The organism is Halorubrum sp. Ib24 (assembly GCF_002252745.1).
Taxonomy (GTDB): domain Archaea; phylum Halobacteriota; class Halobacteria; order Halobacteriales; family Haloferacaceae; genus Halorubrum.
Window position 1 is genome coordinate 61,198 of sequence record NZ_NHOX01000032.1, and the last position, 12,249, is coordinate 73,446.

General features: G+C 69.6%; 10 protein-coding genes and 2 pseudogenes. 8 read left to right on the forward strand and 4 right to left on the reverse strand.

From position 1 onward, the window contains the following. Nucleotides 1-5: 5 nt before the first annotated feature. Complete coding sequence (locus tag DJ82_RS08500) at nt 6-767, reverse strand: IclR family transcriptional regulator (RefSeq protein WP_094522114.1); 762 nt, start codon at nt 765-767, stop codon at nt 6-8. Nucleotides 768-1,234: 467 nt separating this feature from the next. Here DJ82_RS08500 and DJ82_RS08505 point away from each other — a divergent pair, with 467 nt between their 5' ends. The 3 genes from DJ82_RS08505 to rdfA all read left to right on the forward strand — a co-directional run bounded on the left by DJ82_RS08505 (nt 1,235) and on the right by rdfA (nt 5,317). Continuing rightward, nucleotides 1,235-2,584 (forward strand): DUF362 domain-containing protein, encoded by a 1,350-nt coding sequence (locus DJ82_RS08505; RefSeq protein WP_094526340.1) that lies wholly within the window; start codon nt 1,235-1,237, stop codon nt 2,582-2,584. A 42-nt stretch (nt 2,585-2,626) separates the two neighbouring features. Then, nucleotides 2,627-4,594 carry an archaea-specific SMC-related protein gene (locus tag DJ82_RS08510; RefSeq protein WP_094581566.1) on the forward strand — a complete coding sequence of 656 codons (1,968 nt, stop codon included), beginning with the start codon at nt 2,627-2,629 and terminating at the stop codon, nt 4,592-4,594. A 99-nt stretch (nt 4,595-4,693) separates the two neighbouring features. After that, entirely contained in the window at nt 4,694-5,317 is a 624-nt protein-coding gene (rdfA, locus tag DJ82_RS08515) for a rod-determining factor RdfA (protein ID WP_094522117.1), read from the forward strand. 15 nt (nt 5,318-5,332) lie between these two features. Here rdfA and DJ82_RS08520 read toward each other — a convergent pair. Further along, nucleotides 5,333-5,976: pseudogene (locus tag DJ82_RS08520) on the reverse strand (bifunctional 4-hydroxy-2-oxoglutarate aldolase/2-dehydro-3-deoxy-phosphogluconate aldolase). Nucleotides 5,977-6,097: 121 nt separating this feature from the next. Between DJ82_RS08520 and dgoD the strand changes: the two are divergent. The 5 genes and pseudogenes from dgoD to DJ82_RS08540 all read left to right on the forward strand — a co-directional run bounded on the left by dgoD (nt 6,098) and on the right by DJ82_RS08540 (nt 10,377). Continuing rightward, nucleotides 6,098-7,252 (forward strand): galactonate dehydratase, encoded by a 1,155-nt coding sequence (gene dgoD / locus DJ82_RS08525; protein ID WP_094581567.1) that lies wholly within the window; start codon nt 6,098-6,100, stop codon nt 7,250-7,252. A 69-nt stretch (nt 7,253-7,321) separates the two neighbouring features. Continuing rightward, nucleotides 7,322-8,143 carry an SDR family NAD(P)-dependent oxidoreductase gene (locus DJ82_RS08530; RefSeq protein ID WP_094581568.1) on the forward strand — a complete coding sequence of 274 codons (822 nt, stop codon included), beginning with the start codon at nt 7,322-7,324 and terminating at the stop codon, nt 8,141-8,143. Between the two features lie 631 nt (nt 8,144-8,774). After that, a complete protein-coding gene (locus DJ82_RS08535; protein WP_094581569.1) occupies nt 8,775-9,938 on the forward strand; it encodes a hypothetical protein in 1,164 nt (387 codons plus the stop codon). Nucleotides 9,939-9,967: 29 nt separating this feature from the next. Next, a pseudogene (locus DJ82_RS15720) lies at nt 9,968-10,093 on the forward strand (alpha-ketoacid dehydrogenase subunit beta); the annotation flags it as partial. Next, nucleotides 10,090-10,377 carry a lipoyl domain-containing protein gene (locus DJ82_RS08540; RefSeq protein WP_094522123.1) on the forward strand — a complete coding sequence of 96 codons (288 nt, stop codon included), beginning with the start codon at nt 10,090-10,092 and terminating at the stop codon, nt 10,375-10,377. The pseudogene DJ82_RS15720 and the gene DJ82_RS08540, both read left to right, overlap by 4 nt. Nucleotides 10,378-10,423: 46 nt before the next feature. On the opposite strand, the gene DJ82_RS08545 is transcribed toward DJ82_RS08540, so the two are convergent. Together DJ82_RS08545 and DJ82_RS08550 are read right to left on the reverse strand one after the other, a co-directional pair. After that, on the reverse strand, nt 10,424-10,858 hold the full coding sequence (locus DJ82_RS08545; protein ID WP_094581570.1) for a hypothetical protein: 435 nt from the start codon (nt 10,856-10,858) through the stop codon (nt 10,424-10,426). Between the two features lie 58 nt (nt 10,859-10,916). Beyond that, the gene (locus DJ82_RS08550; RefSeq protein WP_094581571.1) at nt 10,917-12,125 is read right to left on the reverse strand and encodes a pyridoxal-phosphate dependent enzyme; all 1,209 of its coding nucleotides are present in this window, start codon (nt 12,123-12,125) and stop codon (nt 10,917-10,919) included. Nucleotides 12,126-12,249 lie beyond the last annotated feature (124 nt).

Here is a 12,249-nt window from a genome sequence, read left to right on the forward strand (position 1 = left end):
GATCCTCACACGGAGTGTTCGATGTGGAGCTCCAGCTCGTTGACCGCGCCGAGGATCCGCTCGGGGAGCGCCTCCGTGAAGCGATCGCCGGTGATCCGGTTGGCGGGTCCGGAGACGCTCAGCGCGCCGACCACCTCGCCGCCGGCGATCACCGGCGCGCCGATCGCGTGGACGCCCGCCGTCGTCTCCTGTCGGTTGAACGCGTAGCCGCGGTCGCTGATCGCGTCGAGCTCCGCGAACAGCTCCTCGCGGGTCGTGATGGCGTCGTGTCCGGCGTCCAGTCCGCGGTCGTCGAGGATCGCCTCGACGCGGTCCCGGTCGTAGGCCGCGAGGATCGCCTTCCCACCCGCGCTCGTGTGGATCGCGCCGCGCTTGCCCACGTGGGCGCCGGTCTGGACGGCGCTCTGTCCGACTTCGGTGTAGAGGTACACTCGCTCGCCGTTCTCCTCGACGATGAACTGCGCGCGTTCGCCCGTCTCGTCGGCGAGGGCGTCGACCTTCTCCTTGATCATGGGGTACGCCGTCACCCGTCGCTGGATCTGCCCGCCGATCGTGAGGAACTGGAGGCCGAGGGCGTACACGTCGCCGTCGCGGACGACGTACCCGTGTTTCTTCAGGGTGGCGAGGTGGCGGTGGACCGTGCTCGGAGCCAATCCGAGATGCTCGGATAAATCAACGATAGTCATCCCGTCGGTATCTCGCAGTACGTCGATCAGTCGTAACGACGTTTCAGTCGTTTTCGCGACCGATTTGAGCTCTTTTGCCATACACAGTACTCCGCCCCAAGCCACTTAACTTCCCGTGTACTCGGATAATAAAGAATATTTGACCGCGTGAGCCGGCCTATATCCCGGGCAGACGCGGCCGAATCGGACCGAAATCTGATTTCGCGGGACGACTCGTCCCGGATTCTGACGCTTAATATCGGCGAGTAAGGCGAAAAAGAGAGACGTGCCGACTACAGACGTCGATCCGGTATGTTCGGATCCAGATCGGATCTCGACGAAGTTCATTACATCCGTACGTTTGTAACGGCAGTCGGACCGGCGACGCGGGATCGACGCCTCGCAGGTACCGATCGCGGGGGACGGGCGCCGGGACCGGTCGCGGGAGGGACGGTCGCAGGTGCCGATCGTGGGGGGACGGTCGCGAAGGGACGGTCGCGGGGGGTCGGTTTCGGGACGAATCGTGCCGCGGCCCCCACGTTTATGTCGGTCGAGCGGGAGTCGTTCGCATGGACTCACTCGACGACCTCGTCGTGCCCGAGGCGACCGTGCTCGACGCGTGCGGCGACCGACCGCTCCCGGATCTGGGGCTCGTCGAGCGCGACTGGGACACCGATCCGATCCCGAGCGATCGCGTCGAGGCCGCGGCCGCCGAGGCGGTGGCGTCGCTGGAGTTCGCCGGTGTTCCCGAGGGCGGCGAGGTCGCCGTCGGCGCCGGCAGCCGCGGGATAGCGAACCTCCCGTCGATCGTGAGCGGCGTCGTCGGCGCGATCGAGGACGCCGGCTACGACCCCTTCGTGTTCCCGGCGATGGGGAGCCACGGCGGGGCGACCGCGGAGGGACAGCGGGAGATGCTCGAATCCCTCGGCGTGACCCCTGCGGCGATCGGCTGCGAGATCCGGTCGAGCATGGAGGTCGTCCGCGTCGGCGAGACGCCGGACCGGGGCGTTCCCGTGTACGCGGACGCGCACGCCGCCGGCGCCGACGCGATCGTCCCGGTCAACCGGGTGAAGCCCCACACCGACTACGACGGCCCCGTCGAGAGCGGCCTCTCGAAGATGCTCGTCATCGGCATGGGGAAACAGCGAGGGGCGAAGACCGCACACGAGTGGGCGATCGACTGGAGCTTCCGGAACATGATCCCGGAGATCGCGGAGAAGCTGCTGGCCGAGCTCCCGGTCGCGGGCGGCGTCGCGATCGTCGAGGACCAGTTCGACGACACCGCCGTGATCGAGGGCGTCCCCCCGTCCGGCTTCCTCGACCGCGAGGCGGAGCTGCTGGAGCTCGCGTACGACCGCCTGCCGACGATCCCGTTCGACGACGTCGACGTGTTAGTCCTCGACCGACAGGGCAAAGACGTCAGCGGACAGGGGATGGACACGAACGTGATCGGTCGCCGCCCGTTCGCGATCAACGAGCCGGAGCCGGAGCTGCCGGACGTCAAGCGGATCTTCGTGCGAGGGCTGACGGAGACGACACACGGCAACGCCATGGGGATGGGCTCCGCGGACTTCGTCGGCCGCGACCTGGCCGCCGAACTCGACAGCTCGACCACCCTCATCAACGCGATCACCGCGAGTACGACGCGGGGGGTTCGACTCCCGCCGGTCGTCGAGACGGACCGCGCCGGCCTCGTCGCCTCGCTGTCGACCGTCGGCGTCGTCGGCCCCGACGACGCCCGCGTGCTTCGGGCGACGGACACGATGCGGCTCGGCCGGCTGTACGCCTCTCCGGCGCTCGTCGAGGAGGCGCGCGAACGCGACGACCTGCGGGTCCTCGCGGAGCCGAGTCCGATCGAGTTCGACGACGGCCGGTTCGTCGCGCCGACGCCGCACGAAACCGGAGACGGCGGCGATTGAAAGATAGATTTAAGTCCGTGAGAGGATTGAGTAAGATAACCGATGGTTCAGACCTCTCAATCGGTCGTGCGCGTCGACGTTCGAAACGTTGGCGGCATCGACGAGGCGTCCGTGACCCTCCCCGAGGGGGTCTCGGTGTTGGCCGGGCGAAACGCGACGAACCGGACGTCCTTCCTGCAGGCGCTGATGGCCGGGCTCGGGAGTCGTCGGAGCTCGTTGAAGGGCGACGCAGACGAGGGCGCGGTGACCCTCGAAGTCGGGGACGAGACGTACACCCGGACGCTGACGAGACGCGGCGACTCGGTCGCGTTCGGCGGCGACCCGTACCTCGACGACCCGGAGCTCGCGGACCTGTTCGCGTTCCTGTTAGAGAACAACGAGGCGCGTCGGGCCGTCGCGCGCGGCGACGACCTCCAGGAGATCATCATGCGCCCGATCGACACCGACTCGATCGACGCCGAGATCCGGGAGTGCAAACAGGAGCGGTCCGAGATCGAATCCGAGATCGACCGACTCGACGGGCTCGAACGGGACCTCCCCGAGCTCGAGGCCGAGCTCCGGGAGAAGCGGTCGGCCCTCGACGACGCCGAGGCGGAGCTCGAAGCGGTCAGGGAGGAGCTGAACGACCTCGACGCCGGCGTCGAGGAGAGCCGCACCCGGAAGCGGGAGCTCGAGGAGGCGTTCCAGCGCGTTCGCGACGCTCGCTCGGAGCTCGACGACCTCGAGTTCGACCTCGAGACCGAGCGGTCGACGCTGACGGAGCTGAAGGCGGAGCGGGACGAGCTCCGGCAGACGATCGAGTCGGCACAGGAGCCGGAGGAGAGCCCCGATCAGCTCGCCGGACGCGTCGACGAGCTGCGCCGCCGCCAGCGGGCGCTCGACGACGCGATCAACGAGCTCGGCAGCGTCATCAACTTCAACGAGGACATGCTCGACGGGTCGGCGCCCCCCATCGACGTCGGTCGGAGCGGCGACGGCGCGGCCGACGCCGACGGGGCGTCCCGGGCCGGCGACAGTCCGACCGACGCGCTGACCGGCGACGACCGGACGACGTGTTGGACTTGCGGCTCCGAGGTCGAGACCGAACAGATCGAGACGACGCTCGACCGCCTCCGGGACCTGCGGTCGGAGCGGCTCGACGAGCGCAGCGAGCTGCGCTCGGAGATCCAGGAGCTCACCGACCGACAGTCCGCGCTGCGCGAGGCGGAACGCGAGGTCGAGCGCGCCGAGGAGCGGCTCGATACGGTCCACTCGGAGATAGAGGCGACGGAGTCTCGAATCGCCGACCTCGAATCGCGGATCGAGTCGAAGGAGTCGGATATCGAGGAGCTGGAGGCGGAGGCCGAGTCGATCGACGTGGACGGTCACAACGAGGCGCTGGAGCGCCACCGCGAGGCCAACGAGATCGAACTCCGGATCGGGCGGCTAGAGGACGAGATCGAGGAGATCGAAGCGCAGATCGACGAGCGGGAGGAGGCGATCGAGCGCCGCGAGGATCTCGAAGCCGAGCGGGAGGCGGTCGCGGACCGGCTGACGGAGCTGCGAACGCGGGTCGACCGGCTGGAGGAGAGCGCCGTCGAGGAGTTCAACGAACACATGGCGACCGTCCTCGACATCCTCGAGTACGAGAACCTCGACCGGATCTGGATCGAGCGCCGCGAGACCGACGTGCGCGAGGGGCGGCAGAAGGTCACGCAGACGCGGTTCGACCTCCACATCGTCCGCTCGTCTCCCGACGGCGCGGCGTACGAGGACACCGTCGACCACCTCTCCGAGAGCGAGCGCGAGGTGACCGGACTGGTGTTCGCCCTGGCGGGATACCTGGTTCACGACGTCCACGAGACGGTGCCGTTCATCATCCTCGACTCGCTGGAGGCGATCGACTCGGACCGCATCGCCCGCGTGGTCGACTACTTCCGCGACCACGCCGACTACCTCGTGGCCGCGCTGCTCCCCGAGGACGCCGCCGCGCTCCCCGACGAGTACGCGTACGTCGAGCAGATCGAGTGACTCCGGACCGCCACTGATCGGTTCGGAACCGGCGCCGTCCGGTGCCGGAACGCGGCGTGACACCGATACCCTTGTAACGCTACCCCTCGATCGATCGGTATGACCGGCGAGGACGGACCGAACACGAAGGTCGGCCGAGTGATCGAGGCGTACGACCTCGACGAGATGGGGCCGACGCTCGAGGCCGAGTGGACGGGCGAGACGGGCGAGCGCACGAGCCTGCGGGATCTCGCCGACGAGTTCAACGAGGCGGTGTTGACGGCGGCGGTCCGCGAGACCGCCAACCCGTCGCTCGACGTCGAGATATCGAGCACGTACGAGGCGCTGCAGGACGGGACCGGCTCGGAAGTGACTCGGGCGCGACGGCGGCTCGAACGCAAGGGCGTGGACGTCGACGAGCTGACGGGAGACTTCGTCACGCACCAGGCGATCCACACGTACCTCACCGAGGACCGCGGAGCGAGCCTCCCGACCGACGATGAGGGCCGCGTCGAACGGAAGATCCAGACGATCGAGAAGCTGCAGGGGCGGCTCTCGGCGGTCAGCGAGTCGGCGATCTCGTCGCTCGCGAACGCCGACGAGCTCGACCGAGACGACTACGATGTCCTCGTCGACGTGCGGGCCGTCTGTCCCCACTGCGGGGCTGACGCGCCTGTCAGCGAGCTCATCCGGCGCGGCGGCTGCGGCTGCGAGACCGGAGACGCCGCGGCGGACGGCGACTGACTCGCGACCGGCCGACTACCGCTCTCTGGCCGCCGCGACCGCGTCGACCGTCCGGCGCGCGTTCTCCGCGATGCGCTCGAACTCCCCGTTCGCGACGGCCGTCGTCGTCGACGATCGCGCTGCCGACCCGACGGCGACGGCGCCGGCCTCCGACGTAGTCGAAACGGCGTTCGCGGGACGACCCCGCCGGTGGGCACCAGGGGGATCTGCGGGAGCGGGCCGCCCAGGGCCGCGACGTGTTCGGGTCCGCCGGTCGCGGCCGGGAACACCTTCACGAAGTCGGCGCCGGCCTCGGACGCGCGGAGGGCCTCCGTCGGCGTGAACGCGCCGGTCGCGACCGGCGTCCCGTAGCGGTTCGCGGTCTCGATCACGCCGGCGTCGACCGTCGGCGTGACGAGGAACTGGGCGCCCGCGAGCTGGACCGCCCGGGCGGTCTCCGCGTCGAGGACCGTCCCGGCGCCGACGAGGACGTCGTCGAACCGGTCGGCGAGCGCGCCGATCGTCTCCGTGACGGCCGGCGTGTCCGCGGTCACTTCGAGCGCCGTGACGCCGCCGTCGACGACCGCGTCCGCCACGTCGATCGCCGCGTCCGGGTCCACGCCGCGGAGGATCGCGACGACCCCGCCCTCGCGGATCCGGTCGGCTCGTCGTGAGTGCATACCCGCATCCGCGACGGCGACCCTAATAAATGGGACGGCTCGCGGGCAACGCTCGCTCCCGGCGACCGCCGATCCACCCGAAACGACTAACAGCGCCGGTGGGGTACTCCCAGGCGATCAGATGAGCGAAATCGTCGACTACGAGCTGTTCGAGGTGCCGCCGCGGTGGCTCTTCCTGCGCGTCGAGACCGCCGACGGAACGGTCGGGTGGGGAGAGCCGGTCGTCGAGGGGCGGTCGAAGACGGTGCGGACCGCCGTCGAGGAGCTGTTCGAGAGCTACCTGCTCGGGGAGGAGGCCGGTCGGATCGAGGACCACTGGCAGGCGATGTACCGCGGCGGCTTCTACCGCGGCGGGCCGGTGCTGATGAGCGCCATCGCCGGCGTCGACCAGGCGCTGTGGGACATCAAGGGGAAGCAACTCGGCGTCCCCGTCCACGACCTGCTCGGCGGCGCGGCGCGCGACCGCATTCGGGTGTACCAGTGGATCGGCGGCGATCGGCCCTCCGACGTGGCCGAGCAGGCCCGCGCACAGGTCGAGGCCGGGTTCACGGCGCTGAAGATGAACGCGACCGAGGAGATGGAGCGGGTCGACGACCCCGCGACCGTCGACGCCGCCGCGCGGCGACTGCGCGAGGTCCGGGAGGCCGTCGGCGACGAGGTCGGGATCGGCGTCGACTTCCACGGGCGGGTGTCCAAGCCGACGGCGAAGCGCCTCGTGGCGGCGCTGGAGCCGTACGACCCCATGTTCGTCGAAGAGCCCGTCCTGTCGGGGCACAACGACGCCCTCCCGCAGATCGCCGCGCACACGACGACGCCGATCGCGACCGGCGAGCGCATGTACTCGCGGTGGGACTTCAAGGAGGTGTTCGAGAGCGGCGCCGTCGACGTGATCCAGCCGGACCTCTCGCACGCGGGCGGGGTCACCGAGGTGCGGAAGATCGCCGCGATGGCCGAGGCGTACGACGTGGCGATGGCCCCCCACTGCCCGCTCGGCCCGATCGCGCTCGCCGCCTGCCTGCAGGTGGACGCCTGCTCGCCGAACGCCTTCATCCAGGAGCAGAGCCTCGACATCCACTACAACGAGACGAGCGACGTGCTCGACTACCTCGCGGACCCGTCCGTCTTCGACTACGAGGACGGGTACGTGCGGATCCCCGACGGCCCCGGGCTCGGGATCGAGATCGACGAGGAGCACGTCCGCGAGCAGGCCGAGAGGGACGTGGACTGGCACAACCCCGTGTGGCGGCACGCCGACGGGAGCGTCGCCGAGTGGTGAGGCGAGAGCGGGGGTCGTCCAGGGGAGCGGGGACCCGCGGGCGGTGATTATTTGACCGGCGGCGCCGGCATGACACGTATGTCACCGAGCGATCCGACCGAGAACGCCGTCGCGGACAGACACGCGGACACCGTCGCCCTCGTCACCGGCTCCACCCGAGGGATCGGCGCGGGCGTCGCCCGTCGCTTCGCCGCCGAGGGCGCCGCGGTCGTGGTGACCGGGCGCTCCGCCGACCGCGGCGAGGCCGTCGTCGACGAGATCGAGTCGGCGGGCGGCGACGCGACGTTCGTCCGGGCCGACATGCGCGAGCCGGCGGAGATCGAGGCGCTCGTCGACCACGCCGTCGCGGAGCACGGGCGGATCGACGTGCTGGTGAACAACGCGGGCGTCCAGACGGAGACGACCGCTCGCGAGGCGACGATCGACGACTGGGAGTTCGTCGTCGAGACCGACTTCCGGTCGTTCTGGCTGTGCGCGAAGCACGCGGCCGAGCGGATGCCCGCGGGCGGGACGATACTCAACACCTCCTCGAACCACGCGTTCCTCACGATGCCCGGCCTCTTCCCGTACAACGCGGTCAAGGCCGGGATCAACGGGATGACCCGCGCGCTGGCGCTGGAGCTCGGCCCGGACGGGATCACGGTGAACACGATCAACCCCGGCTGGATCGAGATCGAACGGACCCGGGAGGAACTGGGCGACGACTACGAGCACACGGAGGACATCCACCCGGTCGGTCGCCTCGGGAAACCGGCCGACGTGGCCGGACTCGCTGCGTTCCTCGCGAGCGACGACGCGGACTTCATCACCGGCGAGAGCGTCCTCGTCGACGGCGGGCGCTCGCAGGTGATGCAGGACGACAGCTACCTCGACTACCGCCGGAATCGGTGACGAGGCGGCGACCCCTCCGACGGCTGCGACGGCTGTGACGGCGGTGCGGTGGCAGTGCGGTCCGTCGACGGCGGCGGTCGAGCCGAGACCGGGCCGACATTTATATAAGTAATCGTATTGTTATAGATAAATACTGGATAGATGTTATTTCGATCGTGAGAGTCAGTCGTTCGGAGTCGGTCGATACGTCGGTGTTCGTTCCGTTTGCGTTCTCGGGTTATCAGACGCCGGAAACCGCCTCTGACGCCGACTCGTCGACGAACGATCACCATCGATCGGCGCGTCTACGACTCGTTCGACCGTCAACACTCAGTCCTCGGTTGTCGATCCCCTCGGCCGAGCGGCCCGTCGTCGGATTCGAATCCCAGTCGAACGGTTCATACGGCCTTTTACGGCGTATATCGACGACCGTCGTCGTGACGGATCAGCGTCTCGGTCGACGCGAAACGCCGCTGCGATCGCCGATACGGAACGAACAGAGACGATCCACGTAACCGTCATATATAAGAAATATATAATAGCTGTATATCTGGTAATTCGTCGATCCGCGGCCGTGTCAACACCGCGTCGTCGAGAACCTCATCGATCGAGCGGGAGAACCGTTTATTGCCCGCGGGGCGCACGGCCCCGTATGGACGAGGCGGCGGTGTTCGACCGCGTCGTGACCGCGCTCGACGAGCGGAACTACGAGCCGCTGGTGCACGTCCCGGACGCCCACAGCGAGACGTACGCCGACGTGCTCGACCGCTGTCGCCGCCACGAGATCGCGATCCGGGGGCGGTACCCGGACGTGCTCGGCTTCACCGACGCGGACCGCGTGTTCGCGATCGAGGTGAAGGGGTCGACGAACCTCCTCCGCGGCATCGGGCAGGCGATGACGTACCAGCAGGGCGCGCACGTCTCGTACCTCGCGGGCGACGGCGAGCCCGTCGCGCCGCACGCGAACCTGCTCCGGTCGAAGGGGGTCGGCGTCATCGGCGTCGACGCCGACGGGGCGACCTCGTGGAGCGACCCGCCGAGCGCGGAGTCGGCCGAGGAGGTCGCCGACATCGAGGGACAGCTGTCCGTCAGGCTTCGGAGCGACGCGTTCGGCGGCGACGTCACGACCCTGAGCCTCGCGCAACCGCTGAACTACCTCGCGCCGGTCGTCGCCCTCGATCGGTACGGGCCGCTCGCGCGCGACGAACTCGTCGACGTCATCGCCGACGAGTACGGGTTCGGCGCCGGCGACGAGACCGTCGCGAGCGCTCGGACCCTCGGTCTCCTCGCGCTCGGCTCGCCGAACGAGCTGACCTCGCAGGGCGAGCTGGCCGCGACGGTGCTCCGCGGGTACGGGATCGAGGACCTCGACGACCTCCGGTTGACGAAGGCGGACGTCGGCCGGGACACGGTCGCCGAGGTCCACCCGCCGCTCGCGGTGCTCCTCCGGAACTCGTTCTCCAGACACCCCGAATTCGGCCTGCTGCTCGACGCGCTCCGCAAGGAGGGGCCGCGCGTGCAGTTCCTCGACCTCGTCGAGCGGCTGGTCCGCGAGTACCCGAACGTGTTCCTGAGCGCGTTCTGCACGACGCGGGGCGCCGCCCGCGCCCGAGAGCTGATCGAGCGGGGGAAGACCGCTCGGCTCTATCGAGACCCGTCGGTCTGGCGGGACGTGATCCGCACCAACGTCCTGTTCAACTTCGTCCAGCAGCTGAAACACGTCGGCGTGCTCGCGCCCGAAACGCGCAGTCACAGCGGGGCGATCGCCGAGTACGACCCCGACGAGAAGCCGTGGATCGTCGCCGACCCGGGCTAGGCGTCCGGAGCCGCGATCGAAGGCGGACCGACGCCGTGGAGCGAGTGGCCGTCCCGGACGTCCCGATCCCGTACGCCCGTCCGATGGAGGACGAGGTGATCCCGGACGCGGGCGATATCGAGGAGCGCGTTCGAGCGGTCCTGTCCGCGGAATGAGCGAGCGACGACTGGCGGCCGACGGCGGCACCGGGATGCGGGTCGCGGTCCGCGCGACCGGCGACTGGGAAGCGGACGTCGACGAGACCGAGGGCATCCTCGTCGACTGGTTCGCCCGCGAGGGCCGGTCGGTCGAGGCGGGCGACACGCTCTGTGAGATACAGGTCGAGAAGGTGAGCGTCGACGTCCCCGCGCCCGTGGCCGGGACGCTCGACGAGGTCGTCGTGGCCGAGGACGACGCGTTCGAGATCGGCGACACGCTCGGATGGCTCCGGACCGAGTGACCGCTCGCCGCTTCCGACATCCCTCGACTGTCGGGGACACGAGGCGTCAGCGAGCCAAATACCGTCCGAACAGCAGCGGGGAGACGAGCAGCGCGATCGGGACGGCGATCCAGACCTGCCCCGCGAGCACGTCGTACTGCCCGAGCGTGACCGAGACGGGCGTCCCTTCCGCGTACCCGACGACGAACTCGAAGCCGACGGTGAGCGTCGTCCAGAGAACGCCGACACCGATGCGTTCGGTCCGTCCGTACTCGATCGGCGTCCGCGAGAAGTAGGCGAACGAGACGAGGAGTATCGCGGCGACGAGGAGCGCGGTGCTCGCCACGTGTCCGAGGTAGTCGCCGATGCGGGGGATGAGGAAGACTTCTCGGAAGACGCCGTTGGCGACGGCGATGACAGCCATCACCGCCCAGACGCCCAGCGGATACAGGAGCGCGTGCGGTCGAACCGACCCCGTTTTCGATCCGGGCGTGAGTCTCATCAGTCGGCGTTCGTACCGCGACGAGAAAAGCGGACGCGGAGATTCTCCGCCGTCGGGATCAGCGGGCGCCGAGCAGCGAGGCGAGCCGTTCCGGGAGGGCCGACCGGTTCGTCCGCTCGGTCGCCACCGACGCGTCGCCGGTCCCGAGCTCTTTGAACCCCGTCCCGGTCGGAACGAGGACGACGGCGTCGTCGTCGTCGATCTCGCCGCGCTCCGACAGCCGGGTCGCGCCCGCGAGCGACGCCGCCGACGCCGGCTCGACGCAGAATCCGCCGTCGACCGGAACCGCCGCTGCGCGGCTCGTATCTCGGTCGTCGTCGACGGAGACGACGGCGCCGGCGGTGTCGCGGACCGCGGCGAGCGCGCGAACCCGCGCTCGCGGTCCTGGGTTCCCGATCGAGTGAGCGATCGTCTCGCCGGTCTCGTCGGGCGCGATGGGCGTCGGGTCGGTCGCGCCCGACTCGAACGCCCGCGTTATCGGGTCTGATGCGGCGGTCTGGACGAGGCACAGCCGCGGGGGGTCGTCGAGGCGTCCGGCGGCCTCGAGGTCGCGGATCCCGCGCCAGAGCCCCGAGGCGAACCCACCGGAGCTCGTCGGCAGGACGACCGCGTCGGGCGCGTCGGGGGCGAACGCCTCGCAGATCTCGAACATCGCGGTCGCGTATCCGCTTATCCGAGCCGGGGCGTCGCTGACGAGGAACCGGACCGGGAGTTCGTCGGAGAGGTCGAGCGCGTCGCCGTAGAGGGCCCCGTAGTCGCCGTCGACGCGCACGATCGTCGGCTCGTACTGGCCGATGAGCTCGAGTCGGACCGGGGAGATGTCGTCGGGAACGAGGACGACGCACTCCCTGTCGAGGCTCGCGGCGTGGGCGGCCGGGCTCATCGCCATGTTGCCGTACGAGACGGTTCCGACGGCGCCGTCCGCCGCGGCGACCGCGTGCGGGACGGCCGCGGCGCTGCCCCGGTCCTTGTACGCGCCGGTCGGGTGTTCGCCCTCGTCTTTGACGTACACGCGACAGCCCGCGGCGTCGTCGAGGCCCTCGCTCCTGACCAGCGGGGTGCCGCCCGCGGCGCGAGCGACGCCCTCGGGACGGTCGATCGGCAAGAGCGGCTCGTACCGCCACGCGCCGTCGTACGCCCGGCAGTCCTCCCAGCCGAACGCCGCCGCGTCGGGCTCGAACCAGAGCGGCTCTCCGCAGTCGCAACGGACGCGGAGCGGGTCCCGGTAGCGATCTCCACATCGGTAACACCGCAGTGCGGGAGACATGGAGCGTTCTGCGGCGCGCGGCAACGTATACTCTCCGACCCGCGGAGGCCCTCACCCATCTCGCCGCTCCCGTCAGACCGCCGCCCGGTACGCGTTCCGCGACCACCGAACGGCATCCGTTCCG

Coding starts and splice junctions, on each gene's coding strand:
- DJ82_RS08530 (WP_094581568.1), top strand. CDS start 7,322: ATGACACGTATGTCACCGAGCGATCCGACCGAGAACGCCGTCGCGGAC.
- DJ82_RS08510 (WP_094581566.1), top strand. CDS start 2,627: ATGGTTCAGACCTCTCAATCGGTCGTGCGCGTCGACGTTCGAAACGTT.
- DJ82_RS08545 (WP_094581570.1), bottom strand. CDS start 10,858: ATGAGACTCACGCCCGGATCGAAAACGGGGTCGGTTCGACCGCACGCG.
- DJ82_RS08500 (WP_094522114.1), bottom strand. CDS start 767: ATGGCAAAAGAGCTCAAATCGGTCGCGAAAACGACTGAAACGTCGTTA.
- dgoD (WP_094581567.1), top strand. CDS start 6,098: ATGAGCGAAATCGTCGACTACGAGCTGTTCGAGGTGCCGCCGCGGTGG.
- DJ82_RS08540 (WP_094522123.1), top strand. CDS start 10,090: ATGAGCGAGCGACGACTGGCGGCCGACGGCGGCACCGGGATGCGGGTC.
- DJ82_RS08535 (WP_094581569.1), top strand. CDS start 8,775: ATGGACGAGGCGGCGGTGTTCGACCGCGTCGTGACCGCGCTCGACGAG.
- DJ82_RS08505 (WP_094526340.1), top strand. CDS start 1,235: ATGGACTCACTCGACGACCTCGTCGTGCCCGAGGCGACCGTGCTCGAC.
- rdfA (WP_094522117.1), top strand. CDS start 4,694: ATGACCGGCGAGGACGGACCGAACACGAAGGTCGGCCGAGTGATCGAG.
- DJ82_RS08550 (WP_094581571.1), bottom strand. CDS start 12,125: ATGTCTCCCGCACTGCGGTGTTACCGATGTGGAGATCGCTACCGGGAC.